This is a genomic window from Mycobacterium asiaticum, from assembly GCF_001673315.1.
Classification (GTDB): domain Bacteria; phylum Actinomycetota; class Actinomycetes; order Mycobacteriales; family Mycobacteriaceae; genus Mycobacterium; species Mycobacterium asiaticum_B.
Map to the genome: position 1 here is coordinate 41,044 of NZ_LZLQ01000100.1, position 25,134 is coordinate 66,177.

General features: G+C 64.5%; 24 protein-coding genes. 9 read left to right on the forward strand and 15 right to left on the reverse strand.

Annotated features, from left to right (window positions below):
- Positions 1-170 precede the first annotated feature (170 nt).
- From A5636_RS16050 to A5636_RS16065, 4 genes are all read left to right on the forward strand, one after another.
- Positions 171-1,835 (forward strand): PE family protein, encoded by a 1,665-nt coding sequence (locus tag A5636_RS16050; protein WP_065159634.1) that lies wholly within the window; start codon positions 171-173, stop codon positions 1,833-1,835.
- 99 nt (positions 1,836-1,934) lie between these two features.
- On the forward strand, positions 1,935-3,626 hold the full coding sequence (locus tag A5636_RS16055; protein WP_065159635.1) for a PE-PPE domain-containing protein: 1,692 nt from the start codon (positions 1,935-1,937) through the stop codon (positions 3,624-3,626).
- 182 nt (positions 3,627-3,808) lie between these two features.
- Positions 3,809-5,674, forward strand: coding sequence for a PE-PPE domain-containing protein (locus A5636_RS16060; RefSeq protein ID WP_065159636.1), 1,866 nt, complete (start codon positions 3,809-3,811; stop codon positions 5,672-5,674).
- A 110-nt stretch (positions 5,675-5,784) separates the two neighbouring features.
- Positions 5,785-7,506 carry a PE family protein gene (locus A5636_RS16065; protein WP_065159637.1) on the forward strand — a complete coding sequence of 574 codons (1,722 nt, stop codon included), beginning with the start codon at positions 5,785-5,787 and terminating at the stop codon, positions 7,504-7,506.
- A gap of 431 nt (positions 7,507-7,937) precedes the next feature.
- On the opposite strand, the gene A5636_RS16070 is transcribed toward A5636_RS16065, so the two are convergent.
- From A5636_RS16070 to A5636_RS16105, 8 genes are all read right to left on the reverse strand, one after another.
- Positions 7,938-8,906 (reverse strand): NADPH:quinone oxidoreductase family protein, encoded by a 969-nt coding sequence (locus tag A5636_RS16070; protein WP_065159638.1) that lies wholly within the window; start codon positions 8,904-8,906, stop codon positions 7,938-7,940.
- A gap of 5 nt (positions 8,907-8,911) precedes the next feature.
- Positions 8,912-9,772, reverse strand: coding sequence for an SDR family NAD(P)-dependent oxidoreductase (locus A5636_RS16075; RefSeq protein ID WP_065159639.1), 861 nt, complete (start codon positions 9,770-9,772; stop codon positions 8,912-8,914).
- A 75-nt stretch (positions 9,773-9,847) separates the two neighbouring features.
- Entirely contained in the window at positions 9,848-11,305 is a 1,458-nt protein-coding gene (locus tag A5636_RS16080; RefSeq protein ID WP_065159640.1) for an aldehyde dehydrogenase family protein, read from the reverse strand.
- Positions 11,306-11,397: 92 nt separating this feature from the next.
- Positions 11,398-12,327, reverse strand: a complete 930-nt coding sequence (locus tag A5636_RS16085) for a class I SAM-dependent methyltransferase (protein ID WP_065159641.1) — start codon at positions 12,325-12,327, stop codon at positions 11,398-11,400.
- Complete coding sequence (locus A5636_RS16090) at positions 12,327-13,268, reverse strand: class I SAM-dependent methyltransferase (protein WP_065159642.1); 942 nt, start codon at positions 13,266-13,268, stop codon at positions 12,327-12,329. The genes A5636_RS16085 and A5636_RS16090 overlap by 1 nt, the downstream gene beginning before the upstream one ends.
- Positions 13,265-14,218 (reverse strand): class I SAM-dependent methyltransferase, encoded by a 954-nt coding sequence (locus tag A5636_RS16095; RefSeq protein WP_065159643.1) that lies wholly within the window; start codon positions 14,216-14,218, stop codon positions 13,265-13,267. Before A5636_RS16095 ends, A5636_RS16090 begins: the two co-directional genes overlap by 4 nt.
- Before the next feature lie 54 nt (positions 14,219-14,272).
- A complete protein-coding gene (locus tag A5636_RS16100; RefSeq protein WP_065159644.1) occupies positions 14,273-14,911 on the reverse strand; it encodes a TetR/AcrR family transcriptional regulator in 639 nt (212 codons plus the stop codon).
- A 2-nt stretch (positions 14,912-14,913) separates the two neighbouring features.
- Positions 14,914-15,876 carry a pirin family protein gene (locus tag A5636_RS16105; RefSeq protein WP_065159645.1) on the reverse strand — a complete coding sequence of 321 codons (963 nt, stop codon included), beginning with the start codon at positions 15,874-15,876 and terminating at the stop codon, positions 14,914-14,916.
- A 26-nt stretch (positions 15,877-15,902) separates the two neighbouring features.
- Here A5636_RS16105 and A5636_RS16110 point away from each other — a divergent pair, with 26 nt between their 5' ends.
- Entirely contained in the window at positions 15,903-17,393 is a 1,491-nt protein-coding gene (locus A5636_RS16110; RefSeq protein WP_155763840.1) for a chloride channel protein, read from the forward strand.
- Here A5636_RS16110 and A5636_RS16115 read toward each other — a convergent pair.
- Both A5636_RS16115 and A5636_RS16120 read right to left on the reverse strand, forming a co-directional pair.
- A complete protein-coding gene (locus A5636_RS16115) occupies positions 17,384-17,932 on the reverse strand; it encodes a Dps family protein (protein WP_065159646.1) in 549 nt (182 codons plus the stop codon). The genes A5636_RS16110 and A5636_RS16115 overlap by 10 nt on opposite strands.
- A gap of 121 nt (positions 17,933-18,053) precedes the next feature.
- Entirely contained in the window at positions 18,054-18,965 is a 912-nt protein-coding gene (locus tag A5636_RS16120) for a DNA-3-methyladenine glycosylase family protein (RefSeq protein WP_065159647.1), read from the reverse strand.
- A gap of 107 nt (positions 18,966-19,072) precedes the next feature.
- Between A5636_RS16120 and A5636_RS16125 the strand changes: the two genes are divergently transcribed.
- Entirely contained in the window at positions 19,073-19,465 is a 393-nt protein-coding gene (locus tag A5636_RS16125) for a nuclear transport factor 2 family protein (protein ID WP_065159648.1), read from the forward strand.
- A 40-nt stretch (positions 19,466-19,505) separates the two neighbouring features.
- Here the strand turns inward: A5636_RS16125 and A5636_RS16130 are convergent, their stop codons facing one another.
- From A5636_RS16130 to A5636_RS16145, 4 genes are all read right to left on the reverse strand, one after another.
- Complete coding sequence (locus tag A5636_RS16130; RefSeq protein WP_065159649.1) at positions 19,506-19,880, reverse strand: DUF427 domain-containing protein; 375 nt, start codon at positions 19,878-19,880, stop codon at positions 19,506-19,508.
- A 47-nt stretch (positions 19,881-19,927) separates the two neighbouring features.
- Positions 19,928-20,602, reverse strand: a complete 675-nt coding sequence (locus A5636_RS16135; RefSeq protein WP_253900606.1) for a TetR/AcrR family transcriptional regulator — start codon at positions 20,600-20,602, stop codon at positions 19,928-19,930.
- A gap of 83 nt (positions 20,603-20,685) precedes the next feature.
- Positions 20,686-21,708, reverse strand: coding sequence for an NAD-dependent epimerase/dehydratase family protein (locus A5636_RS16140; RefSeq protein ID WP_065159650.1), 1,023 nt, complete (start codon positions 21,706-21,708; stop codon positions 20,686-20,688).
- The gene (locus A5636_RS16145; RefSeq protein ID WP_065159651.1) at positions 21,705-22,211 is read right to left on the reverse strand and encodes a nuclear transport factor 2 family protein; all 507 of its coding nucleotides are present in this window, start codon (positions 22,209-22,211) and stop codon (positions 21,705-21,707) included. The genes A5636_RS16140 and A5636_RS16145 overlap by 4 nt, the downstream gene beginning before the upstream one ends.
- 80 nt (positions 22,212-22,291) lie before the next feature.
- On the opposite strand from A5636_RS16145, the gene msrA reads away from it, so the two are divergent.
- Positions 22,292-22,807 carry a peptide-methionine (S)-S-oxide reductase MsrA gene (msrA, locus tag A5636_RS16150; RefSeq protein ID WP_065159652.1) on the forward strand — a complete coding sequence of 172 codons (516 nt, stop codon included), beginning with the start codon at positions 22,292-22,294 and terminating at the stop codon, positions 22,805-22,807.
- Here msrA and A5636_RS16155 read toward each other — a convergent pair.
- On the reverse strand, positions 22,804-24,141 hold the full coding sequence (locus A5636_RS16155) for a cytochrome P450 (protein WP_065159653.1): 1,338 nt from the start codon (positions 24,139-24,141) through the stop codon (positions 22,804-22,806). The genes msrA and A5636_RS16155 overlap by 4 nt on opposite strands.
- Before the next feature lie 163 nt (positions 24,142-24,304).
- On the opposite strand from A5636_RS16155, the gene A5636_RS16160 reads away from it, so the two are divergent.
- Positions 24,305-24,910, forward strand: coding sequence for a TetR/AcrR family transcriptional regulator (locus A5636_RS16160; protein WP_065159654.1), 606 nt, complete (start codon positions 24,305-24,307; stop codon positions 24,908-24,910).
- Positions 24,911-24,921: 11 nt separating this feature from the next.
- Entirely contained in the window at positions 24,922-25,134 is a 213-nt protein-coding gene (locus A5636_RS16165) for a TOBE domain-containing protein (protein WP_065159655.1), read from the forward strand.

The window sequence follows — 25,134 nt, forward strand, 5'->3', positions numbered from 1 at the left end:
AGCGAATTCTATGAATCGCACATAATTCGGCACAAACGTCCCATTTTGGATGACGTCTTATTAGACGTAATTCAATAACTCAAAATAGGCCGCAAATGGCCATAAGGCATTACCCTGACAATTTGTTTCCGCCAGTGAGTTCTGGCGGCCGGGGGTTGGGGGGTTATGCGATGACGCAATTGCTGGTTGATCCGCAGATCGTGTCCACGGTCACGGCGAACATCGACAGGATCGGGTCGACCATCCGGGCGGCGAGCGCGGCTGCGGCCGCACCCACCTCCGGTCTGGTTGCCGCGGCCGCCGACGAGGTATCGGCGGCCATCGCGAATCTCTTCGGCACGCACGGGCAGGAGTTCCAGGCCGTCGTCAACCAGGTCGAGGCGTATCACGGCCAGTTCCAACAGAATCTGGCGGCCGCGGCGAACGCCTACGTCCAGACGGAGACTGCTGCCGTCAACAGCCTGCGGTCAGCGCTGGGCCTTTCCGCAGTTCCGGTGTCCGCGGCACCGGCGCTGCCTTATACCGGTCCACCCTTCCCAGCCTTGGACACCGCGGTATTCATCGGTCCGACCGGCGTCCCGATACCACCGCCGGCATATGCCACGCTCGCCAACGAGCTTTACGTACACGCGACCGGCATAAGTCAGATCCTCTACACCCCAGAAGAGCTGTATCCGATCACCGGTGTCAAAAGTATGACGCTCAACCAGTCGGTGTCGGAGGGACTGACCATTCTCGGGAATTACGTCCAGTCACAACTAGCCATTCCGGGGAACTCTCTCACCGTTTTCGGCTACTCGCAGAGCGCGATCATCTCCTCGCTGTATATGCAACAGCTGGCAGCCGCGGGTTTCCCGATTCCGCCCGCAGATCTCAACTTCATCCTGGTCGGCAACGAGATGAACCCGAACGGCGGCATGCTCGCCCGCTTTCCGAACCTGACCCTGCCGACGCTGGGTCTGGACTTCTACGGAGCGACACCATCCAATACGCCCTACCAGACCGCCATCTACACGCAGGAATACGACGGCTTCGCCAGCTTCCCGCGCTACCCGATCAATTTCATCTCCGATTTGAACGCGGTATTCGGTATCGCCACCGTGCACACCAAATATCTGAGTCTGACCCCCGAGCAGGTCGGCAGCGCCATCCAGTTGCCCACGTCGCCCGGCTATTACGAAAACGGCGGCAAGACGTACTACTACATGATCCCCACCGAGGAACTGCCACTGCTGACACCGCTGCGGGCCATACCCGTGATCGGTAACCCGCTTGCGGCGTTGATCGAACCCAACCTGGAAGTCATCGTCAACCTTGGCTACGGCGACCCCAACCTCGGTTACTCGACCGGTTACGCCGATGTGCAAACTCCGTTCGGCCTGTTCCCCGAAGTCAGCCCGAGCACCTTGATCGACGCTTTCGCCAGGGGGACCCAGCAGGGAATCCAGGACTTCAGCACCGAATTGCAGGCGCTGGCAGCACAACCGATCGAGTTCCCGACGTTCGTCCCGCCGCAACCGACGGACATCCTGGCGACATTGGCCAACCTGCCGTCGCCCGAGCAGATCGTCAACACGGCCGCCACGGTCATCTCCACCGACTACTCCGTGCTTCTCCCCGCAGCCGATACGGCCCTGGCGTTCGCGACCACCTTGCCCCTGTACGACTCGCAACTGTTCTTGGAACAACTCGCCCAAGGCAACCTGGTCAACGCGATCGGCTATCCCATCGCCGCCGACGTGGGACTGGCCACCATCGCGGGCATCGTTCAATTCCTTGTCATTTCGAAGGCGATTTCGCAAAACATCAGCGATATTCGCGCGCTCATTCCGTAACAGCTGTGACCCAAGCTCGTTAATCGCCAGACAGTTTCACGTGATCCCTCTACGCTGACCACAGTTTGGTCCGGGGTCAGCCAGTGAAGGGTCGTGCCGATGTCGTTTCTCCTTGCCGAGCCCGAGATCATCGCGGCCGCCGCCGCGAACATCGAGGGAATCGGGTCGGCGCTCGCCACCGCGAGCGCGGCTGCCGCGGCACCGACATCGACTGTGCTGGCAGCGGCCGCTGACGAGGTGTCGGCGGCCGTCGCGAATCTCTTTGGCGCGTACGGCGCGGAGGCCCAGTCGATGCTCACCCGGCTGGAAGGTCTGCAGAATCAATTCCAGCTGTCATTGACAGCGGCGGCCGCCGCCTACGCCGATGCCGAGACCGCGATCGCCACCGGTCTGCAGGGGCTCTTGGGGGCGCCCGCCGCGCCGGCTGTCGCGGCGACTGCGGCCACCCTTCCGCCGTTCGCGGCCAATTCAATTCAGTTGATCTTCGGCGGCACGGGAGTACCCATACCGACGCAGAAACTGATTGACGGCGCTGAGAACCTGTTCATTCGCCCCACCGCGGCCCTGCTCAACCCGTTGGGGGTGAACACCCCCGAGCAGCTGTACCCGCTGACCGGCGTCAGGAGCCTGTACTTCAACCAGTCGGTCGATGAAGGCCTGACGATCATGCACAACGCCATCATGAGCCAGATCGCCGCCGGCGAAACGGTTACTGTCTTCGGCGTCTCCCAGAGTGCCGTTATGGCGTCGCTGGAAATGCGGAACCTGGCGAACATGGTGGGAGCCCCGCTCCCGGGCCAGCTCAACTTCGTGCTGACCGGCAACGAAATGAATCCCAACGGCGGCATGCTCGCGCGCTTCCCGGGGCTGTCCATGCCTAGCCTGGGGCTCGACTTCTACGGTTCGACACCCGCGAACACCCCCTACCCGACCGCTATCTACACGCTGGAATACGACGGATTCGCCGACTTCCCGCGCTACCCGCTCAATCTTCTCGCCGATCTCAACGCCGTTGCCGGCATCGTCTTCGTTCATCCCACCTATTTCAGCCTGCCGCTCAGCCAGGTAAACAGCGCAATCGAGTTGCCGACTTCGCCGGGCTACGCGCCCACTGGAAGCACCCATTACTACATGATTCCCACCGAACATCTGCCGCTGCTGCAACCGCTTCGCGCCATACCCGTCATTGGAAATCCCCTCGCCAATCTCATCGAGCCGACCACGAGAGTGTTGGTCAACCTTGGCTACGGCGACCCGTACCACGGGTACTCCACCAGTTACGCCGACGTGCCGACTCCGTTCGGCTTGTTCCCCGACGTCGCTCCGAGCACCGTCATCAACGCGCTGGGCGAATCGATGCAGCAGGGAGTCAGCAACTTCAGCCACGACATGGCCCAGCTCATGGCCCAACCGCCCGCGTTGCCGTCGTTGACAGCGCCGTCGTTCACCGCGCCGTCGTTCACGGCGCTGTCCCCGACGGACGCGCTCAACGCATTGGCCGCCTTCCCGTCACCGGAGAAGATCGTCAACGCGGCTGCGTCAATCATCTCGACCGACTACGCCCTCTTGTTGCCTGCCGCGGACATCGGCCTTGGCCTGGTGACCTCGGTGCCGGTCTACAACGCCGAACTTTTCCTGAGCCAGCTCGCTACGGGCAACCTCATCAACGCGATTGGATATCCGCTTGCGGCCGACGTCGGATTGGGCACGATAGCCGGCGCCGTCTACGGACTCACCGTCATCGAGGCGCTCGCGAACAACGTCAAGGACATCCAGGGCCTTTTCGCCTAACGGCTCAAGCGAGGCCCACCAGCGAACTCACAGGAAATTAGCCGAGCTATCCACGCTATTTTCCCAACCTAAGCAGCGGACCGTTCTACGCTCACAAGTGCCGGGCCCCGTCGCGACTGGCTGCGCCAGCTCATCGAAGTGGGCCTGAGAGCGAAAAGCCTTGGGCGTGAAGGGATTCGACGATGTCTTACGTGACGACGCAACCGCAATTGATGACTGCCGCCGCCGAAAACCTGGCCGGCATCCAGGCGTCGTTGGCCGAAGTCAACGCGGCAGTCGCCGGACAGACCACGGGATTGGCGGCCGCCGCGGCCGACGAGGTGTCAGCGGCCGCCGCCCAACTGTTCGGTGCGTTCGGGCAGGAGTACCAGCAGGTCGTCGGGCAAGCAGCGGTGTTCCATCAAGAATTCAATCGCGTCCTGGCCGCGGCCAGCGCCGCGTACGCCGACGCCGAATTCCTCAACGCGGCGGCGGTCGGGGGCGCGCTCGCCGCCGCCTCGCCAATCGAGGCTCTGTTGGCGCCTGTGCTTGCGCCACTTCAGCCGCTGCTCGCACCCATCCAGTCGTTGTTCGCGCCCCTGCAGTCGCTATTCGCCCCGCCCGCAGGCGTCATGAGCGGTGGAACTCCGGTCACGACGCCCTTGCCTCTGCAAGGGCTTTACGACGTGGCGTTGATCATGACGGGCAGCGGCACGCCCATACCGTCGTTGGATTACATGGCGAGCGTTCGTCCCTGGATCCGGTTCGGTGTGACCGACCCGCTGTCGATACCGCTGAACACGCCCGAGGGGTTGTACCCGCTCACCCAGATCAAGGACCTGCCGCTCACCCAGTCTGTCCAACTGGGCACACAGATGCTGCACAATGCGATCTTCTCGCCGACCGGGTTATTAGCTCAGGGGCAGAGCGTTTCCGTACTGGGTTACTCGCAGAGTGCCATCCTGTCCTCGATGGAGCTGCGCAACTTGATCGCCGCGAGTAGTCCAGCGAAGGACCTGCTCAGCTTCACTCTGCTGGGCAATCCGATGGCCCCTAACGGCGGCCTGCTGTCGCGCTTCCCGGGCTTGTCCATGCCAGCCCTCGGTCTGGACTTTTTCGGACCGACACCCGCGAACTCTGGCTACCCAGTCAACATGTTCTCGCTGCAGTACGACGGGTACACCGACTTCCCGCGCTACCCGATCAACTTCCTCGCCGACCTCAACGCGTTCCTGGGCATCCAAACCGTCCACGGCGATTACCCGAGCATCATCGGTTCGTCAGGCCAACTCGCTCCTGGGTACAAAATGGTGGAATTGCCGGTGTCTCCTGCGACGCAGGCGCTGGGCTTGGACCACTACTACATGATCAGCTACGACGGTCTGCCGCTCGTGCAGCCGCTGCGGTCAATCCCGGTGTTCGGGAACGCAATCGCGGACTTGGTCGAGCCCAACCTGACCTACCTGGTGAACTGGGGCTACGGCGATCCACACTACGGCTACTCCACCAGCTATGCCGATGTGCACACTCCGTTCGGGCTGATTCCGCCTATGCCGGAGAACTTCATCGGCGACCAGATCGCCCTCGCCAACCAGGGATTCAGCGCCTTCGCCGGTGACATCAACGCCATGGTCCCGACTTCGCTGCCGTCGCTGACCGACCTGCTGCCCAGCGGCGGTGGGGGCGGTGGCGGTGGCGGCGGCCTTCCGTTCGCGCTGCCGCCGACCACAGGTTTCTCGGTCAACGACGTCTTCGACGCCATCAAGGCGGCGAATACGAATGTCACCACGGCGATTACGAGCGCGGCCGCCGACGGATACGCGTTGCTGCTCCCCACCGCGGACATCGCGAACACAATCGTCACCACATTGCCGTCGTACAACTTCAACCTGTTCCTGGACGGCCTCCAGCAGGCGGCCAACGGCGACCCGATGGGCTTCGTCAACGCATTCGGCAACCCGTTCGCCGCCGACGTAGCGCTGCTGACCCTCGCCGGCGGGTTCCAAACGATCGTGACCATCGATACGATCTCGAACGTCATCGGCGACCTTGCCGGCGCCGCGGGCTGAATCGGTTGACGCGTTCGTAAAAAACTCACACCCGCCGACGCGAATAGTTCTACGCTGACCCGTACCGCCATGCGGTAATCCGGGGGGGTTCGTCGGAAAGGATGGGCCTAATGTCGTACGTGACTGTGCAGCCGGACTTAATCGCAACGGCAGCAGCCAATTTGGAAGAAATTCGTTCGGTGGTCACGGCGGCCGGCGCAGCCGCGACAGCACCGACGACGGGTCTGGCCGCGGCCGCGGCGGACGAGGTGTCGGAAGCGCTCGCTGCGCTGTTCGGCGCGTACGGCCGCCAGTGCCAAGCCATGATCGGCCAAACGACGGCATTCCAGGCCGAGTTCGCCCGCATCATGGCCGCCGGCGGACTCGCCTACCTAGAAAGCGAAGTCGCGAACGCCGCCAGCACGGCGCTGGAACCGATCATTTCACCGATCAGGTCCCTGCTGACCAACGCCGCCGCCGCCCCCGCCGCCGCGATCACCCTGGTGATGGGCGCCAGCGGCTATCCCATCCCCATCGAGGACTACATCCAAGGAATCCCCCCGCTCTACATCGACCCGTTCTACCCGGGGGGCACCAACATCGGGATCAATACCCCAGAGGGGTTGTATCCCCTCACCGGTATCAAAGACCTGACTTTCGACGTGTCCGCGGCGCGCGGCCTGACGATCCTGGACAACGCGATCAATGCCGCATTCGGTCAACTCGGCGCCACTACGGTCAATGTCTTCGGCTACTCCCAAAGCTCGGTCATCGCGTCGATGGAGATGCTGGCGCTCAATCCCAGCAACACACCCGGCGGCAGCATATTCAACGACTTGAATTTCACCCTGGTGGGCAATCCAAGTAACCCCAATGGTGGGCTGCTCTCCCGCTTCCCCGGCCTGCGGTTGCCTAGTCTGGGAATAGACGTGTTCGGTGTTGCCACCCCGGACAACTCTTTCCCGACGAACATCTTCACGATCGAGTACGACGGCTTCGGTGGTTTCCCGCAGTACCCGCTGAACGTGGTGTCGGACATCAACGCGTTCCTCGGCATTATCGAACTCCACGGCCACTACCCGTACCTGTCCGCCCAAGAGCTGGCCGGGGCTATCGAGCTGACCAATACGACCGACCCCAACCTGTTGGCGCACTACTACATGATCCGCACCGAGAACCTGCCGATCCTGTCGCCGCTGCGCGCCATCCCGATCATCGGCCATCCCCTCGCGGAGCTGATCGAGCCCGATATGCGCGTCATCGTGAACTTGGGTTACGGCAGCACCACCAACGGTTGGTCACCCGACCCGCCGAACGTCGCCACCGGGTTCGGCGTGATCCCGCCGGTCCCACCGGGCGAGATCATCTCCGCCCTGGCCAATGGAACTCAGTTGGGCATCAACAACTTCGCCCACGAGATCTCGCTCATCGATTCGTCGGACTTCGCCGCCCTGGCCCCGACCTTCGATACCGCCGGGCTCAACAAGGTCCTAGCGGGCGCACAGCACTCGATGTCGTCGCCGCAGAACTTCGTCCAGTCGTTGTTGGACGCGAATCTCAAGCTGGGCTACACCACATCGGCCGTCGCCGCGTCAGCCTACTCAACGCTGCAACCCACCGCCGACATCTTCAACGCTGCCTTGACGGCCCTACCCGCCTACAACATCGACCTCTTCGGCAACGGGATATTGCAGGCCCTCAACGGCGATCCGGTCGGAGGACTGACCAATGCATTCGGCAAGCCGCTTGCGGCAACCGTGGGATTGGGAGTCCTGATGGCCGGATTCGAAGTGCGGGTTTTCCAGCACGCGTTGAGCGATATCGCCAGCGAGGTCAACGCCCTCTTCGCTTAGGGTCCGAGCACTACCTTGCCAATCACACCGCCATTATCGAGCGTTTGCAGCGCGGCCCGGGCCTCGGACAGCGGATAACGTTGCAGCGCAGGGGGTCTCAGCCCGAGCGCGACAAGCCGGTTGAGATCCGAAGTGAACAGGGCCGAACCTGAGACCTTAGCGTATTCGGCAACTCGTTCGCCGAGATGGAGCGCGGCTGGCCGGGCTAGCAACCCAGTGCGCCCGCGACACTGACACCACGCACAAGAAACGCCGATCAGGGTGTGCGTGGTGTCAATCTCGGCGCCACTTCGTCCTCGAAGCCCGTTCAATCTCGGCGCCACTTCGTCCTCGAGGCCCGTTCAATCTCGGCGCCACTTCGTCCTCGAAGCCTGTTCAACTCGGCGCCGGTTCAGCCTCGATGCCGCCAGCGAGGTCAACGCCCTCTTCGCTTAGGGTTCGAGCACTACCTTGCCGAGCACACCGCCATCATCGAGCGTTTGCAGCGCGGCCCGAGCCTCGGACAGCGGATAACGTTGCGGCGGAGGGGGTCTCAGCCCAAGCGCGACAAGCTGATTGAGACCCGAGGAGAACAGCACGGCCGAACCTGGGACCTTGTTGAGGTATTCGCCCCAGGCGACGCCCAGCACACCGACGTTGCGCAGCAGCAACCGGTTGACGGTCAGGGTCGGGATGCTGCCCGCCGCAAAACCGATCACCAGCAACTTGCCGTCGATCGCCAGCGCCCGAATGGCGTCGTCGAACGCGCGGCCACCAACCGGATCGACGACGATGTCCACGCCCTGGCCGTTGGTGTGCTCGAGTACCTTGTCCGTCCAGCCCCGGCTCAGGTGCAGGACATGATCGGCCCCAAGCGCCGCAACGTAATCCATCGCAGTCCGGCGGTGTACCACGCCGATCACCTGGCTGGCGCCCATCGCCTTGGCGATCTGAACGGCGGCAGTTCCGACGCCGCCCGCCGCGCCGAGTACCAGCACCGTCTGGCCGGGCCGCATCACCGCGCGCCGAGACAGCGCGAAATACATGGTGTTGTAGTTGACCAGCAACGAAACCGCTTCGGCGTCGTCGAGTTCGACGGGGCTGCGGATCACGTTGGAGACCGGAACGGCCACCTGCTCCGCGTAGCACCCGAGCACGCCGAACGCCGAAACCCGTTCTCCCACGCGGAAGCCCGAGTCTGCAGGCGCGGACCGCACGACACCGGCGGTCTCCATGCCGGGAACGAACGGCGGCGGCAACTTCAGCTGGTACTTGCCTTTGGTCAGAAGCAGATCCGGAAAGCACACTCCGGCGGCACGTACCTCGATGACGATGTTGCCACCGCCGTCGGGCACGTCGTCGATATCGGTATACGATATGCCGGACGGTCCGGAAAGCTCTTGAACCACACAGGCTTTCATTTCATTTAGAGTTTGAATCCAGCTTTTTGCGCTGCGGACAGGTCCGTGATTTCACTCCAGTGGTCCGCGATGTCCTGCACCGACGGCGGCTTGTCGAAGTTCAGCCCCTCGTTCTGGAACAACGCAACTCGCTGCACCTTCCCGCCGCCGACGACGAAGACCGAGGCATTGTCCGGGTTTTCCTCGGTGCACAGGTAGGCCACCACGGGCGCGACGAACTCGGGCGTCAGCTTCTCCAGCACTTCGGGCGGCATGATGTCCTCGGTCATCCGGGTCGCCGCGATCGGCGCGACCGCGTTGGCGTGGATGTTGTACTTGGCACCTTCCAGGGCCAGCGTGTTGATCAAACCCACCAGTCCCAGCTTGGCTGCCCCGTAGTTGGTCTGGCCGAAGTTGCCGAACAGTCCACTGGTCGACGTGGCGACCACCACCCGGCCGAAACTCTGCTCGCGGAAATGCGGCCAGGCTGCCCGGATTACGTTGTAACCCCCGTACAGGTGCACCTTGAGGACGGCGTCCCAGTTCTCGAACGTCATCTTGTGGAAGGTGCCATCGCGCAGAATGCCGGCGTTGCTCACCACACCGTGCACGGCACCGAACTCATCGATCGCGGTCTTGATGATGTTGGCCGCGCCTTCGGCTTCGGCCACGCTGTCGTAGTTGGCCACCGCGCGGCCTCCCGCGTCCCGAATCTCGGTGACCACCTGGTCGGCCATCGCCGATCCACCGCCGGTGCCGTCACGGGCGCCGCCGAGGTCGTTGACGACGACGCTGGCACCCTCGCGGGCGAGCGTGAGCGCGTATTCACGGCCCAATCCGCCACCGGCTCCGGTTACTACGACGACGCGATCCTGCACTCCGGGCATCAGGTTCCTCTCTGCGGGCTATCAGGGTTGAGCGCCGGCACCAGAAACGACCGGTGCCGGCGGGCGAACGTCAGGCTAGAACAGCTTGCGAGCCAGCTTGAAGGCCCGCTCGGTGTATGGCGGGTAGATCATGGCGGAGAAGTCGGGCCGGGTCGGTTTGGTCAGCACCGACTTGCGGTGGCTGAACTCCTCAAAGCCCCACTTGCCGTGATAGGCACCCATCCCGGAATGCCCCACGCCGCCGAACGGCAGCTTGGCGGTCGACACCTGGAAGGCGAGGTGGTTGACCAGCATGCCGCCGGCCGAAACCTCTTTGATCACTCGCTCGCGAGTCTCTTTGGACTTGGTGAACACGTAGGCCGACAACGGCTTTGGCCGTGAGTTGACGAACTCGATCGCTTCGTCGAGCGACTTGACGGTGATCACCGGCAGGATCGGCCCGAAGATCTCGTTCTGCATGAGCGTGCCCTGCGGGTCCGGGTCGACGACCACAGTCGGCTGGATGCGCAGGCTCGATGCGTCGCATTTGCCGCCCGCGGCCACCTTGCACTTACCACCGGACGTGGCGTCGTTCTCGGCTTCGGCGATGTACCCGGCCAAGCGGTCGAACTGGCGCTGGTTGACGATGCGCAGTCCGGCCTGGTTCTCCTTCGCCCGGAACTTGGTCAGGGAGGCGCCGATCTTCTCGACCAGTTCGTCGCGGATCGTGGCGTCGGCCAGCACGTAGTCCGGTGCGACACAGGTCTGGCCACCGTTGAGGATCTTGATCCAGGCGATCCGCTTGGCCGCGACATCCACGTCCGCGTCGGCCGCCACGATCACCGGGCTCTTGCCGCCCAGCTCGAGGGTCACCGGCGTCAGGTGCTTGGCCGCACCTTCGTAGACCTTGCGGCCGATCTCGGTGCCGCCGGTGAACAGCACGCGGTCCAGGCCTTGGGCGATCAGCTCCTGGGTGATCGCGCCGTCGCCCTCGATCACTGCGACTGCGTCTTTGTCCAGATACTTGGGTACCAGCTCGGCCATCAGGCGGGAGGACGCCGCGGCGATTTCCGACGGCTTGAGGATGACGGTGTTCCCGGCGGCGAGGGCGCCGACCGCGGGGCCCAGCGTCAGATAAATCGGATAGTTCCAGGCACCGATGACCAGCACGGTTCCGTAGGGCTCGTATTCCACCCAGCCACGGCCGGGCAGCTGCGGAGCCTCGAGCAGTAGATACTTGCGACGGGTCCACTTGCGCAGCTTCTTGGCCGCGTACTTGGCCTCGCCCGCCGTGGTGGCGATGTCGGCGATGAACGCCTCGACCGGGTTGCGGTCCAGATCTTCGGCGAGGGCGGCGGCGATCGCAGGCTCGTTCTCTTCCACCAGCCTGGCCAGCTGCTCCAACTGGTGCTTACGCCAGGCGATGTCGCGGGTGCGTCCGGTGGCAAAAGTGCGGCGCAGTCGGGCCACGGTCTCTGCAATGTTGGGTGCCTCAGGTGCGGCGTGCCCATTGGCCGGCGCGGCGGCGGCCTTGGGTGGGGATTCGGTGGTCATCGTTGTCCTTCCTTCCCGTGATAACGCGATCCTAGTCACCCCGCCGAGACGGCAGTAGGACGGCAATCGGAAAGATCAGGACAAACGGCGGCTCAGGGCTTGGCTGCGGTCACGAAATAGTTCAAGAAGCGGCGGTCGTCGGACTCTGGCGGCCGGCCCAACCGCGCTCCCTCGTCCCGCGCCGAGATCGCTTCGGCGGCCCAACCCTGCGCGGCGAACCAGTCGACCGGGTCGGGACGACCCTCGTCGTCGAACCACAGATCGAACGGATTGAACGAGGTGTCCTCGCCGCGGGCGGCCCGTCGGGCCCTGAGTTGCGCCCACTTCTGTTGCGCTTCTTCCCGTTTCTCGTCGTCGACCCCGAAGACCTCGACGGCGACCCGGCTGCCCGCTCCACTCAGGGCGTCGATCGAGGCGAACATCGACTCCTGCGCGGTTGCTGGAAGGAAAGGCAGCAGACCTTCGGCCAGCCAGGCGGTCGGTCGGTTCACGTCGTAGCCGGCGTCGCGCAGCGCCTGCGGCCAATCGTGACGCAGGTCGACGGCGACCGGGCGACGGTCCGCGTGCGGCGCAGCGCCTAGCTCGGCAAGCGTCGCCGCCTTGTACTCGAGCACCCTGGGCAGGTCGATCTCATAGACGGTGGTGCCGGCCGCCCAGTCCAGCCGATAGGCGCGGGAGTCCAGCCCGGCGGCCAGCAGCACAACCTGCCGGATACCGGATGCGGTTGCGGCGGCGAAGAAGTCGTCGAAGAAGTGCGTGCGCACGGCCTGGTAATTGATCATCTGCTGGGAGTCAACGGTGAAGTCGGTGTCCTCACCGTCTTCCGGCTGCGGCGACCACCACGCAGCCACCTGCTCGCGTACCGCCGCGAGCTCCGGGGTGGACACCAGCGGCTCGGCGAACTCGTCCCGGATCAACGGGTCGGGGCTGGCCGTTTCCGCGGCCCGCGCCAATGCCACCATGACCGCGGTTGCTCCCACGCTCGTTGCGATGTCCCAGGAATCGTCCGCGGTGCGCGGCATTACAGCCGCTCCGCAGTCACAAACTCGGAGAACGCGTCCTTGTCGTCAGCCATCGGAACTTCGGCAACCCAGCGGCCCAGCCCTTGCATTACGTCGGCGGAACTCTGCCCGGTGGCTCGCCAACCGTGACTGTTCAACCACTCGGCCACTTCAGCCCGGTGTTCGTCGCGATACATCAGCTCGCCGACGTCGATGCTTTCTTCGAGGCCGATCTGCTCGGCGATCTTCTTGAAGCGCGCCCGCATCTGTTCGCGCCGTTCGTCGGCATGCGATGCGGCTGTTTCGGCGGCGATCCGGCTTCCCGGCGGACTCAACTCACCGACCTGGGCGAACAATTTGTCCTGCGCTTCGGCCGGCAGGTACATCAGCAGCCCCTCAGCCAGCCAGGCCGTCCGGGCGGTCGCGTCGAAGCCGGCGTCGCGTAGCGCCGCGGGCCAATCCTGGCGCAAGTCGATCCCTACGGGCCGCCGATCAGCCGACGGTCTCACACCGTTGTCGGTCAGCGTCGAAGACTTGTATTCCAGCACTTGGGGCTGGTCGATCTCGTAAACGGTGGTACCGGCCGGCCAGTCCAGCCGGAAAGCTCGGGAGTCCAGTCCCGAGGCGAGGATGACCACCTGCCGGATCCCGGCAGCGGTGGCCTCGGCGAAGAAAGTGTCGAAGAAATGGGTCCGCACCGCCTGGTAGCCGCGCATGTGCCGGATCATCGCGGCGGCTTCGGCATCCAGGCTTTCCACCTTGGCCGCGACCGCGGGGTCGAGCATGGCTTCCCACAACACACCGGCATTGGCATTGGTGACCAGCAGCTTGGCGTACGGATCGCGGATGAGCGCATCGGGTTGCTCGGTTTCGACGGCTCGGGCCGCAGCCACCATCACGGCAGTGGTGCCGACGCTGGTCCTGATGTCCCAGGTGTCGTCGTGGCTGCGCAGTGTGCTCATCCGGATGCTCCCGCCCTATGCGACTCGTCTGTTGTCTTGCACGCCCACATCAGTGTGGTCCTAACCGCCTCGTCCAGCAGATCCTCCGGCACGGGCCGATCCAGTCGCGCCATCTCGAGGTGGTTGGCGATGCTGTCGACCTGCCAGCCGTGTTCGGCCAACCAATGTGCGGGGTCGGATCGGTCCGGCTCGTGGTAAGTGAGCGCCTCGACGTTGACATCCAGCCCCAGCCGGTCGCGCATCCGGTTCCAGCGCTGTTTGTTGCCGTCGATCCGCATCGTGAACGCCTCGACGGCAATGCGGCTGCCCGGTGCGCTCAGCGCCGTGCACATCTGGAAAAGGCGGTCCTGGGCGTCGCTGGGCAAGTAGGCCAGCAAGCCTTCAGCCAACCACGCGGTCGGCCGGCTGGGTTCGAAGCCGGCGGCGATCAAGGCGGTGGGCCAGTCGTCGCGCAGGTCGACCGCGACGGCGTGCCGGCTCGCGGAAGGAAGGGCGCCACAGCCACCCAGGATCTCGGCCTTGTACTCCAGCACTTTGGGCTGGTCGATCTCGTACACCTCGGTGCCGGACGCCCAGTGCAGCCGATATGCGCGCGAATCCAGGCCGGCCGCGAGAATCACCATTTGGCGGATCCCGGCTTTGCCGGCGGTGGCGAAGTATTCGTCGAAGTAGTGCGTGCGCACGGCCTGGTAGTCGCAGCCGACGCGATGCAACCGTTGCCCGTGCCGGTCACCGTCGAGCCAAGCGATGTCCGGATCGGCCAGCCGCGCCCAAGCCGGGCCGGCCGAAGAGACCAGGACTGCGGCGAAGTCGTCGCGAATCAGTGGCTGCGGTCCCGCGGTCTCCACCGCCCGGGAAGCCGCGACTGCTAGGGCGGTAGCGCCGACACTCTCGGTGATGTGCCAACTGTCGCCTGCGGTGCGCAGCGAGGGCAAGTCGAGATCAGTCATGACTGGGTCATGATACCTAATAAGTTAGGCAGTCTATACGCTTTGTGCGTTAGTTCACTGCCGTCCCGGGGCCAATAAGCTGCCCGAGATCAACTGCCGCAAGGTGCCCATCATGTGGTCCACGTCCTGGTAGGTACCGACGAACCCGGCGTAGAACCCGACGCCACACAGCATCAGCAGCAATACTTCCGCCAGCGAATCGACCTCGACGTCGGTGGCTAGTTCCCCGCGCTCGATCGCGTCGTTGACAGCCCAGACCAGAAATTCTCGGGTCCTGCGCACCGCGTCATTCTCGTCGCGGCTCAATTCCGGGTTCCGCTGCGAATCAAGCACGGCCGTCGCCAGGAACGCCGCCGTACACGGATTCTCAGCATCGACCTCCATCGCCACCGTGATGAACGCAGCCACCCGCCCGATCAATGTGGTCTCCCCGCGCGCTCGGTCGATGCCGGCGTCGATCACGAGTTCGTTGGTGCGGTCGGCCACTTCCGCGTACAACACGCGCTTGCTGGCGAAGTAGTGATTGATCGCCGGCCGGGTCAGGTCGGCAATTACGGCGATGGCCTGGAACGTCGCGCCGTCGTAGCCGCGCTCGCTGAACACCTGGCGCGCGGCACGCACAATTCGCTTGCGGGTCTCGTCGGCCTTTGCGGCCGGAGGGCGCCCTGGCCCGCGGCTTGCCACTTTCGGCATTACTAGAGTGTGCCACCGCCACGACGTGGCATCAGTGCGTTCTGCGGGATGCTACGGAACTTGCCAGTTTGATAGTCCTCCAGCGCCTGCAGCACCTCGGCCCGGGTGTTCATCACGAATGGTCCGTAGTGGAAAACCGGCTCGCGAATCGGCCGCCCGCCCAGGATCAACACGTCCAGGGCGGAGCGCCCGGCCGTGACGGAAATCCGGTCGCCGGGACCCAGAACGGCCAGTTGCCCTTGCTCCAGCGGGTGCCCGGCCGGCCCTATCGATCCTCTCCCCGCCATGGCATAGACCAGGGCGTTGAAGTCGCGGGGCCACGGAATGTCAAGTCGCGCAGCGCTCGTGAGAGTTGCGTGCACCAGGTTGATGGGCGTGTGCGTGATGCCCGGTCCCCGATGACCGTCGATTTCACCGGCGATGACGCGAACCAACGCGCCGCCGTCATCAGAGGAAAGCAACGTGGTGTCGGAGCCTTCGATGGCTTGATACCGCGGCGGCGCGAACTTATCCCGCTTCGGCAGATTGACCCACAACTGGATTCCATGAAAAATCCCGCCGCGATTTACCATCTCGACGGGCGGGGTTTCAATGTGTAGGATGCCGGATCCAGCTGTCATCCATTGGGTGGCGCCGTCGGTGATCAGTCCACCACCCCCGTACGAATCCTGGTGAGCGAACTTTCCGTCGATCATGTACGTCACGGTTTCGAACCCGCGGTGGGGATGCCAATCGGTTCCCCGGGGTTCGCCGGGTTCGTAATCCACCTCGCCCATCTGGTCCATGTGCACAAACGGGTCGAGGGCGGCGGTGCTGACACCGGCGAATGCGCGCACCACCGGGAACCCGAGTCCCTCGTAGCCGCGCGGACCGGTGGTGATCGATCGAACGGGTCGCTCGATGTCGGCCGGGCCGGGTCGGCCGATCCGGGTCAGGGTGAGCGTGTCTGCGGTGATGGCTGGCATCGGGACCTCCTCAACGGGCTACCCATATAACCGGACCGTGGTCCACTTATTCCTGCTTGGCTACAGTGGGTTCGGTGGATGACCACGAAGCCCCGCCGGAGGCGGCCGGCGGACGATTCGGGGCTTCCCTGAGAAACTCGTCTTACCTGCCCAAATGGCTCGCTTTGGGTGTCACCATCGGGGTCATCGCCGGCCTGGGTGCCGTCGTGTTCTACCTGGCGTTGAAGTACACCGGTGAATTCCTGCTCGGTTATCTGGCCGGGTACCAGGTGCCCACTCCGGTAGGCGAAGGCGGCAGCCGCGGGTCCGCCGGATTCTCCCGCCCATGGGCCATTCCGCTGGTGACGACGGGTGGGGCACTGCTTTCGGCACTGATCGTCGCGAAGTTCGCGCCCGAAGCGACGGGCCACGGCACCGACGAGGCCATTGAGGCGGTACACACCGATCCTCGCGCCATTCGCGGCCGGGCAGTGCTGGTGAAGATGGTCGCCAGCGCGCTGACGATCGGGTCGGGGGGGTCGGGTGGACGTGAAGGGCCGACGGCGCACATCAGCGCCGGATTCTGTTCGATGCTGACCCGTCGGCTCAATCTGTCCGACGAGGACGGCCGCATCGCGGTGGGCCTGGGCATCGGGGCCGGAATCGGCGCCATCTTCGCCGCACCGCTGGGTGGGGCCGTGCTGGCCGCATCGATCACCTACCGCGACGATTTCGATTACCGCAGCCTGTTGCCCGGATTCATCACTTCGGGCACCGCGTACGCGGTGCTCGGGTCCGTCCTGGGGTTCGAACCGCTGTTCGGTTACATCGACGCCGAATACCGTTTCGAGCGGGCCGGCCCGCTGCTGTGGTTCGTAGTGATCGGGGTGATCGCGGCTGCCGTCGGCTATCTGTACGCCAGGAGCTTCCACGCGACGCTTGCTGTGGTGCGCCGACTACCGGGCGGAGCCATCGTCAAGCCGGCAGTGGGCGGGTTGCTGGTCGGGCTGCTGGGCCTGGTGATCCCACAGGTACTGAGCAGCGGCTATGGCTGGGCACAGTTGGCCGCCGATCGCGGATCGCTCATGGCGATTCCACTGTGGATCATCGTCGTGCTGCCAGTCGCCAAGATTGTCGCCACCTGCCTGTCCATCGGCAGTGGCGGTTCCGGGGGACTGTTCGGACCCGGGATCGTGATCGGCGCATTCGTCGGGGCCGCGGTCTGGCGACTGAGTGACCTGGCCGGGCTGCCCGGGGTGCCCGAGCAGCCCGGGATCTTCGTGGTGGTGGGGATGATGACGTGTTTCGGCAGCGTCGCCCGCGCCCCGCTGGCGATCATGATCATGGTCGCGGAGATGACGGGTTCGTTCTCAGTGGTGCCTGGGGCCATCCTGTCGGTGGGAATCGCTGCACTGCTGATGTCGCGAACCAACGTCACCATCTACGAGGCGCAGCGGCTCGACCGCGGGAGCGCTCAGCGGGAACGGCGCGAACGGGAGGCCGAGCGCGCGCGAAAGTCCGCGTCGGATCAGGACTGATCGCGGGCTGAGCTCGCGGCGTCCTTTTCGCTCGAAGCGCCCTCGTGATGCAACTGGCCGCCCGCACTCTCCAGGTGCGCCCGGATGAACCACTGATACTGCTCGAGCTGCCCCGCGTGGCCGATCAACAGATCCTGGGTGACCGGGTCGAGTTCCTCGGTCTCCTCGATGCTCTTGCGGAGATCTTCGATCACGCCGGTGTAGACCAGGTCGAGTGCGGCCAGGTGCGACTGCACGCAATCCCGGCCGATCGAGTAGTCGTCCCACGTGCGATCCCGAATGATCGCACCCGGAGTGCCTTCCGGTGAACCACCCAGCGCCGCGATGCGTTCGGCAACCTCATCGGCGTATCCGCGGACCGTCTTCACCTGCGGATCCAACATCTCGTGCACACCGATGAAGTTGGGGCCGACCACATTCCAGTGCACGTGCTTGAGGGTCAAGTGCAGATCGTTGTACGTGCTCAATTGCTTCTGCAGCAATTCGGTGAGCCGCGCCCCCTGCTTGTCCGTCAAGCCTGGAATTGTGAACTGCGCCATGGAATTCTCCCTGATTTCGGTACCCGGTCTGTTCCCTCGGCTGGGTACCCGGTGGTCCTGTCCTTAACCACTACAGAAAAGGAACCACTACAGAAAAGGAACCACTACAGACAAGGAACCACTACAGAAAACGAATGTGCTGCACCGGCAACCGGGCGCCGCGGCGCGGTTCGTAGGCCAGCCCGCTGGCTTCGAGCAACCGGACCACCCGGTGCCGGTGTGGGCGCATCGGTTCGAGCAACTCGAGCATCCCGGCGTCGTCCACCGGACGGCCGATCAATGTCCAGCCGATCATTTTCGGGACGTGGTAGTCGCCGACCGACAGCGCGTCGGCATCACCGAATGCGCGTTGTGCGGTCTCGGCCGCGGTCCACACGCCGACACCGGGTAACGACATCAGTGCCGCGCGAGCCTGCGCAGGCGGCATCCCTACCAACCGTTCCAGCGACGACGCCCGCCGCGCACAGCTGACCACGGTCTGCGCCCGTCCAGGGTCGACGTTGGCCAGATGGAACTCCCAGGACGGGATATGCCGCCATGCGTCGGCCGAGGGCTGCACCCGCATGCCGACCGGCGCCGGTCCGGGTGCGGGGGTGCCGTATTTGGTGACCAGAACCCGCCAAGACCGGAAGGCGTCGGCGCCCGGTACTCGCTGCTCGATGATTGCCGGGATCAGGGCCTCCAACACCCGACCGGTGCGGCCAAGCCGCAGGTGCGGCACCCGTTGGCGTGCGGCGGCGACGGTCGGGTGGCACGGGACGAAGTCCGAGTCGTCGTCGTCAGCGCCCAGCATCGCCGGCAAGAGTTCGAGGAACTCGGCGGCGCCGCTACCCCAAGCCGCGCAGTGCACCTGCGCGGCATCCACCCGACTGATCAGCGCGGTGACGGGTCCGCTCGACAGCAGACTCGTCCGCCAGATCTTGCCGTCCCCCGACGCGCGGAAGCACGGGTCCCCGTGCCCCCGCCGCAGCGGCGCCAACGTGTGCCCGAAGCTGACGGCACCGGGAAAGGTGACGGTGCGCGCGATCGTCAAGCCGCTGCCTTTCCTATCCGCCAGCCGAACGGTTATCCCGTATCCGGCATCGTCGATTGACCCTTAACTATCTTCCAAGCCAGGATGACCTTTGTGATGACGCCGTGATGACGCCGTTTGACGACCCGCAGGCCGAGCTGGCATGGATGTTCCTGCAGAGCTTGTGCCGGGGTGGCGACTTGGAGGAAGGTTTCGCCCTGCTCAGCGACGACTTCACCTACTGGAGCATCGTCACCCGGACCACTTTGGACAAGGACGCGATGCGCCGCGCCAACGAACGGCGCATGCAGGTCTTCGAGGTCAGCAACATCGACCTGCTGCGCTGCGTCAACGAGGGAGAGACGGTGGTGATCGAAGGACAGACCGAGGGCGTCAACGCCGACGGCACCAAATACGAAAGCCCATTCGTCTGCATCTTCGACACCCACGACGGCATGATCACCGCACTGCGCGAATACAGCGACACCCAGTCCTTCGCGAGAATGTTCGCCGAGTCCTAGGCCCGTTCTAGGCCCGTTCTAGGCCCGTTCTAGGCCCGTTCTAGCCGAGGGTGATCTCGGCCTTGTTCGGGTAGAAGGCGACGTGCCCAGCGATGGCGGCGACCGCGGGGTACGGCTGTTCGTAGGTCCAGATCGCGTCCGCCACGGTGTCGCCGGCCGAGGTGGTCACGCTGTAGTAGCTGGCTTCGCCCTTGAAGGGGCAGTAGCTGCTGGTCTCGGTCCGAGTCAGCCGCTCCTCGACTACATCTTCGAACGGAATATATTGCACCACAGGCAAAGTCGCCTCCCGCAGCTGCAGGGCGGCGGTCGTGTCTGCGACAAGTTCACCGTTGATGCGCACCTGCACCCGGCCCGGGTTCGGCTCGATGGTGATGGGGTGCCCGGCGTTGGGTTCTTTGATTTCCGGATGGTTCATGGTTATGTGCAACACCTGTCGTGGGTCAGCATTCCCGCCGGGTGCGCTCAACGTCCTATTGGCCGCAGGCCGGCCAGGACCATCTCCGCGAAGGTGTCGCCGATCTCGGTCAACGAGTTGCGCCCGCCCGGGACATACCAACGGTGGATCCAGTTGTGCATGCCGAGGATGCCGAGCATGACCAGGCGCGGGTCCAGGTCCGAGCGGAACACTCCGGATCTGACGCCCTCCGTAACGATGGCGCACAGCGTCTTGCCGTAGGAATCGGCGTTCTCGACGATATCTCGAGCCTCGAACGTTGTTGCAAGATAACGGCTTTCGTTGAACAGCAGGAACAGCTCGGGGTGCGTGGCAAGGCCCTCGATGAAAGCACGCAGGGCCAGCCGTAGTTTCTGGTCGGCGCTCAGGTCGGATGCAAGTGCTTCGCGGCAACGGCGCGTCATCTCGTAGGCCGGCTGTTCGACCAGCGCCACGAACAACTCTTCCTTCGACCGGACGTAACGGCACAGTAAGGCGCGGTCGATGCCCACTTCGATGGCGACGTCCTCGAGGCGGGCACGAGAAAATCCCTCCCGGCGGAATACCTCGATACCGCCCTGGCGGATCAACTGCCACCGTTCGTCGTCGGACCATCGTGCATCGTCGGTTTGCTGGTTTGCGACGGTAATCTCGCCCACCTTCCCTACAACCCCGCTGACGAATTTTTCAGGAACGCGGTGCACAACTCCGCCGTCACCGCCCGCCGTGTACCGAGCGAAGACGTTGGGCCGCAACCGGATCGACCGCATCTGAGCGCGAAGCACTGCTAACTCGCCCGGCTCCTGCCCTTGCGCATGTCGCGCCAGAAGCGGGCCGCCTCCCGGATCGACTCCTCAACCGGACGCGGCTGCCAGCCCAACTCGCGAACCGCTTTGCCGTGATCGACAGGGGCTTCGGCGCGCATCATCCGCACCGAGTCGAGGCTGAGTTCGGCGTCCTTGCCGGTCAGCCGGGCACGCAGGCTGCCCAGTGCGCCGAGGGCATAGAGCAGCGACACCGGTATCGAGCGTTGCGGCGGCGGCACCCCCGCTTCGTCGGCGGCGATGCGGACCACGTCGGTCAGGGCCATCATGCGTTCGGAGACCAGGTACTTCTCGCCGTTGCGGCCGCGTTCGGCGGCCAGGAGCATCGCCCGCGCGGCATCGTCGACCCCGACCACTTCGAGTTGGATGTCTTTCATCAGAAAAGGCAGCTTGCCGAAAACCGCACCCGCGATGAACGCGCCGTGCGGGGTCCGTCCCCAGTCCCCGGCGCCATAGGTGGTTGAGACGCACATCGCGACGGCGGGCAGGCCATGCTCGGCGACGTAGCGCAGCACCAAATCCTCGGCCTGCACCCGGGACTGGACGTAGGGAGTGACCTTGCGATCCGGGCCGATTCGGTCGGATTCGGTGGCCACCCGGCCGTGTCGGCGATCCACCGTGGCGTAGGTGCTGGTGAAGACGAGTCTGCGCAGGTTGGCAGCGATCGGCTTCTCCACGGCGACGTCCAGGACGTTGCGCAAGCCCTCGACGTTGGTGCGGAACAGCGGCGACGGATCGCGCAGCCATGCGCGCGTGTCGACAACGCAGTAGTAGACGTCGTCACACCCTTCCATGGCCTCGCGCACGGTGGCGGTATCGAAGACGTCGCCGTGAAAGCGGGTCAACTCCAAGTCGTCGATCGAGCGCGTGTTGGCGTTGGGGCGCACCATGACGCGTACCTGGTGACCGTCTTCGACGAGCAGTCGGGTCACATGCGACCCGAGAAAGCCGTTGGCGCCGATCACCAGTTTCGGTGCGGCGCTCACGAAGCACCCCCGTACTGCTTCATGAAACGCGCGGCCTCCTCGTCGAGGGTGCCGCACTCTTGGGCTTTGCGGCACCACTTGAGTGCGGCCTGAACGAAGCGCAGCGGGTTGTAGATGTCTTCCTGCCGTCGCCACAGCCCGTCACCGGCGTAGGTGATGATCGAGATGTTGGTCGCGGTGATCACGCTGCCGTCGCCCGGATCCCGCATCGGGTTGTCGAGTTCCATGATCACGCGGGCGGTGGGTTCATCGATGACCGACCACAAGGAGGGGAACTCCACCATGTGGCTGCCCGGAAACGACGTCATCGTGCGTTTGATCCAGGTCCGCACCTCGTCGCGGCCGTGCATGGTGCCCGCCGCGTGCTCGATGTAGAGGACGTCAGGCGTGTAGTGCTGCACCCATGCGTCCCAGTCCTGCGTTTCGGCGGCCCGCGCGACCGTCTGCTCGAATTTTGCGAAGGCCTCGACCAGTTCGCTGCGGGGGAATTTCGGGGCGCTCACGCGCCGTTACACCTCACGGGCGGAGTGTAGCGTGGGGCTTCTGCGCGTCCACGGGAACCCGGCCCACGTTAGGAGGAGCAATGACAAGCACTGAGAAGGCCATTCTGGCCGGTGGCTGCTTCTGGGGCGTGCAGGACCTGATTCGCAAGCAACCCGGAGTGATTTCCACGCGAGTCGGCTACAGCGGCGGCGACGTTCCCAACGCGACCTACCGCAATCACGGCACGCATGCCGAGGCCGTCGAGATCGTCTTCGACCCTTCGGTCACCGACTACCGCACCATTTTGGAGTTCTTCTTCCAGATCCACGACCCGAGCACCAAAAACCGCCAGGGTAACGACCGGGGACTGAGCTACCGGTCGGCCATCTTCTACCTCGACGACGAGCAGAAACGGGTGGCCCTGGACACGATCGCCGACGTCGACGCCTCCGGTCTGTGGCCGGGCAAGGTGGTGACCGAGGTCAGCCCGGCCGGGGATTTCTGGGAGGCTGAACCCGAACACCAGGACTACCTGCAGCGCTACCCCAACGGCTACACCTGCCACTTCGTGCGGCCGGGCTGGAAACTGCCGCGGCGCGCCGAGGCCAACCGCTAGCGCCGGTGCACCACGATTCGCCCGCCATCTTTGGGGGTGTAGGCGACGCCACGGCAGTGTCGCCGCTCACCGGGGGCAGTTGTCGGCTCAATTATGAAGTTGCGCAACACTGTTCGTAACACAACGTCCATTTCCATGTTCGCGAACGCGGCACCCACACAGCGGCGGGTGCCGCCGCCGAAGGGAATCCACGCGAAGGCCGACGGCTTGCCACCGATGTAGCGCTGCGGATCGAAACGCTCCGGATCTTCGAAGACGTCGGGGTTCTCGTGAATCTGCCCGATGCTGACAATGATCGAAAATCCGCGCGGAATCACCCACTCGCCGAGCTGATAAGTCTCGGGGTAAACCTCCCGGCCCGCCAGATCGATGATGGACCGCGCGCGCTGGACTTCAAGGATGGTGGCCTGCCGTAGCTCACTGCCGCCTGAAGAACCCTCATTGTCGGCTTCCTCGACCAGGCCGGCCAGCACCTCGGGGTGACGGGTAATTCGCTCGAAAGCCCAGGCCAGCGTCGAAGCCGTGGTCTCGTGGCCGGCGGCCAGCAGCGCGAGCAACTCGTCGCCGATGTCCTTGCGGGACATGACCGTTCCGTCCTCATATCTGCTGCGCAGCATCAGGGCGAGCACGTCGTTGCGCTCGGCGAAGTCGGCGTCGGAGCGCTCCAGCTCGATCAGCCGGTCGATGACCCGCTCGTAGTCGCGCCGAAACGCGGTAAGCCTCCCCCACGGGCTGTACCGGCCGTAATCGCGCTTGGGTTTGGGCACCGCCGCCAGTCGTGAACCCAGGGTCACCCACGGCGGGATGATGCGGCGCAGTTCGTCTAGCTCGGCGCCGTCGGCACCGAAGACGGCACGCAGGATGGCGTTGAGGGTGATGTGCATCATCGATGGCAACGTCGCAAAGGACTGCCCTTCGGGCCAGCCGGCAGTCTCCCGCAGGGTCTCTTCCTCGATGATGGTCTCGTAGTTCTTCATGCTCTTGCCGTGGAACGGGGGCGCCAGCAAGCGGCGCCGCCGGCGGTGGTCGTCGCCTTCGAGGCCGAAGACCGAACCCGAGCCGAACATCCGGCTCAAATTGGGTTGGATATTGCCCAATGCGTCTGGGCTGGTGGTGAAAATCTGCTTGGCCAGTTGCGGCTCGCCGACCACCACCATGCGGCCATACATGGGGATGTGCACCGTGAACACGGTGCCGTAATGATCGGCCAGTCGCCGCAGCATTCCGCGCCGATACATCGAAAAGCCGAACCCCTGCAACAGCTTCGGTACCCGAACTGTCGACGGCAGGTGGACTTCGGACAACGTGGGCGCGTCGGTGATGGCGTGGCTCATGGAGGTGCAACTCCCAACGTCGGCCCCCCAGCAGAGGGCTGGTACGGCGTCGTACCAAGGGCTTTCCCAGTACGGTACTCTGTAGTACCAAAGCTGACAAGTGGTACCAAAGCTGGCAGTGGTACCAAAGCTGACAAGCATTCGACCGAAAGGGGCTCGGTCCGTGACGGCAGTAGCTGGCGACACGGTTCTGACCGAGTCCGACCCGTTCCGGCTTCGGCTGCTGGACGGCCTCGACGCCTCGATCCGCGAACGCGGATACCGCGCTAGCACCGTCGCCGACATCGTCCGCCACGCCCGGACGTCCAAGCGCACCTTCTACGACCGATTCGCCAGCAAGGAGCAATGTTTCCTGGAGTTGTTGCGGCTGGAGGTCGCGATCACGGCCGAGGACATTCGCGGCGCGGTCGATCCCGCGGCCGACTGGCAAAAACAGATCCGCCAGGCCGTGGAAGGCTACGTCGGCAGTATCGAGTCCCGACCGGCGATCGCGCTGAGCTGGATTCGCGAGCTTCCGTACCTCGGCGAGGTCGCCCGACCCGTCCAGCGTCAGGGCCTGGATCTGCTCGCCAATCTGCTGATCGACCTGAGCGGTAGCCCGGGATTCCAGCGGGCCGGACTGCCGCCGCTGAGCCCTCCGCTGGCGGTGATCCTGCTGGGTGGCCTTCGCGAACTCGTCGCCCTGGCGGTCGAGGACGGCAGGTCGACCCGTGACATCGTCGAACCCGCAGTGGATGCGGCGATCGCCTTGCTCGGGCCACGGGCCTAGGCTCGGTTGGCATGCGCCTATCGACTCGAAACCAGCTCAAGGGGACCATCGCCGAACTAGACCTCGGCAGCGTCATGGCCATCGTCAAAATCCGCCTCGACGGGGGCGACCAGGTCATCACATCGTCGATCACCAAAGACGCCGCCGTCGACCTCGGCCTGCAGGTGGGCCAGCCGGCGACGGTCTTCATCAAATCCACCGAAGTCACTATCGGCGTCGAATAG

Bases quoted from the DNA above. Each gene is read 5' to 3' on its own strand.
- A5636_RS16125 (WP_065159648.1), top strand. From the start codon at position 19,073: ATGACGCCGTTTGACGACCCGCAGGCCGAGCTGGCATGGATGTTCCTG.
- A5636_RS16095 (WP_065159643.1), bottom strand. From the start codon at position 14,218: ATGACTGATCTCGACTTGCCCTCGCTGCGCACCGCAGGCGACAGTTGG.
- A5636_RS16130 (WP_065159649.1), bottom strand. From the start codon at position 19,880: ATGAACCATCCGGAAATCAAAGAACCCAACGCCGGGCACCCCATCACC.
- A5636_RS16070 (WP_065159638.1), bottom strand. From the start codon at position 8,906: ATGAAAGCCTGTGTGGTTCAAGAGCTTTCCGGACCGTCCGGCATATCG.
- A5636_RS16105 (WP_065159645.1), bottom strand. From the start codon at position 15,876: ATGCCAGCCATCACCGCAGACACGCTCACCCTGACCCGGATCGGCCGA.
- A5636_RS16165 (WP_065159655.1), top strand. From the start codon at position 24,922: ATGCGCCTATCGACTCGAAACCAGCTCAAGGGGACCATCGCCGAACTA.
- msrA (WP_065159652.1), top strand. From the start codon at position 22,292: ATGACAAGCACTGAGAAGGCCATTCTGGCCGGTGGCTGCTTCTGGGGC.
- A5636_RS16050 (WP_065159634.1), top strand. From the start codon at position 171: ATGACGCAATTGCTGGTTGATCCGCAGATCGTGTCCACGGTCACGGCG.
- A5636_RS16055 (WP_065159635.1), top strand. From the start codon at position 1,935: ATGTCGTTTCTCCTTGCCGAGCCCGAGATCATCGCGGCCGCCGCCGCG.
- A5636_RS16075 (WP_065159639.1), bottom strand. From the start codon at position 9,772: ATGCCCGGAGTGCAGGATCGCGTCGTCGTAGTAACCGGAGCCGGTGGC.
- A5636_RS16065 (WP_065159637.1), top strand. From the start codon at position 5,785: ATGTCGTACGTGACTGTGCAGCCGGACTTAATCGCAACGGCAGCAGCC.
- A5636_RS16085 (WP_065159641.1), bottom strand. From the start codon at position 12,327: ATGCCGCGCACCGCGGACGATTCCTGGGACATCGCAACGAGCGTGGGA.
- A5636_RS16090 (WP_065159642.1), bottom strand. From the start codon at position 13,268: ATGAGCACACTGCGCAGCCACGACGACACCTGGGACATCAGGACCAGC.
- A5636_RS16115 (WP_065159646.1), bottom strand. From the start codon at position 17,932: ATGGCGCAGTTCACAATTCCAGGCTTGACGGACAAGCAGGGGGCGCGG.
- A5636_RS16060 (WP_065159636.1), top strand. From the start codon at position 3,809: ATGTCTTACGTGACGACGCAACCGCAATTGATGACTGCCGCCGCCGAA.
- A5636_RS16080 (WP_065159640.1), bottom strand. From the start codon at position 11,305: ATGACCACCGAATCCCCACCCAAGGCCGCCGCCGCGCCGGCCAATGGG.
- A5636_RS16100 (WP_065159644.1), bottom strand. From the start codon at position 14,911: ATGCCGAAAGTGGCAAGCCGCGGGCCAGGGCGCCCTCCGGCCGCAAAG.
- A5636_RS16155 (WP_065159653.1), bottom strand. From the start codon at position 24,141: ATGAGCCACGCCATCACCGACGCGCCCACGTTGTCCGAAGTCCACCTG.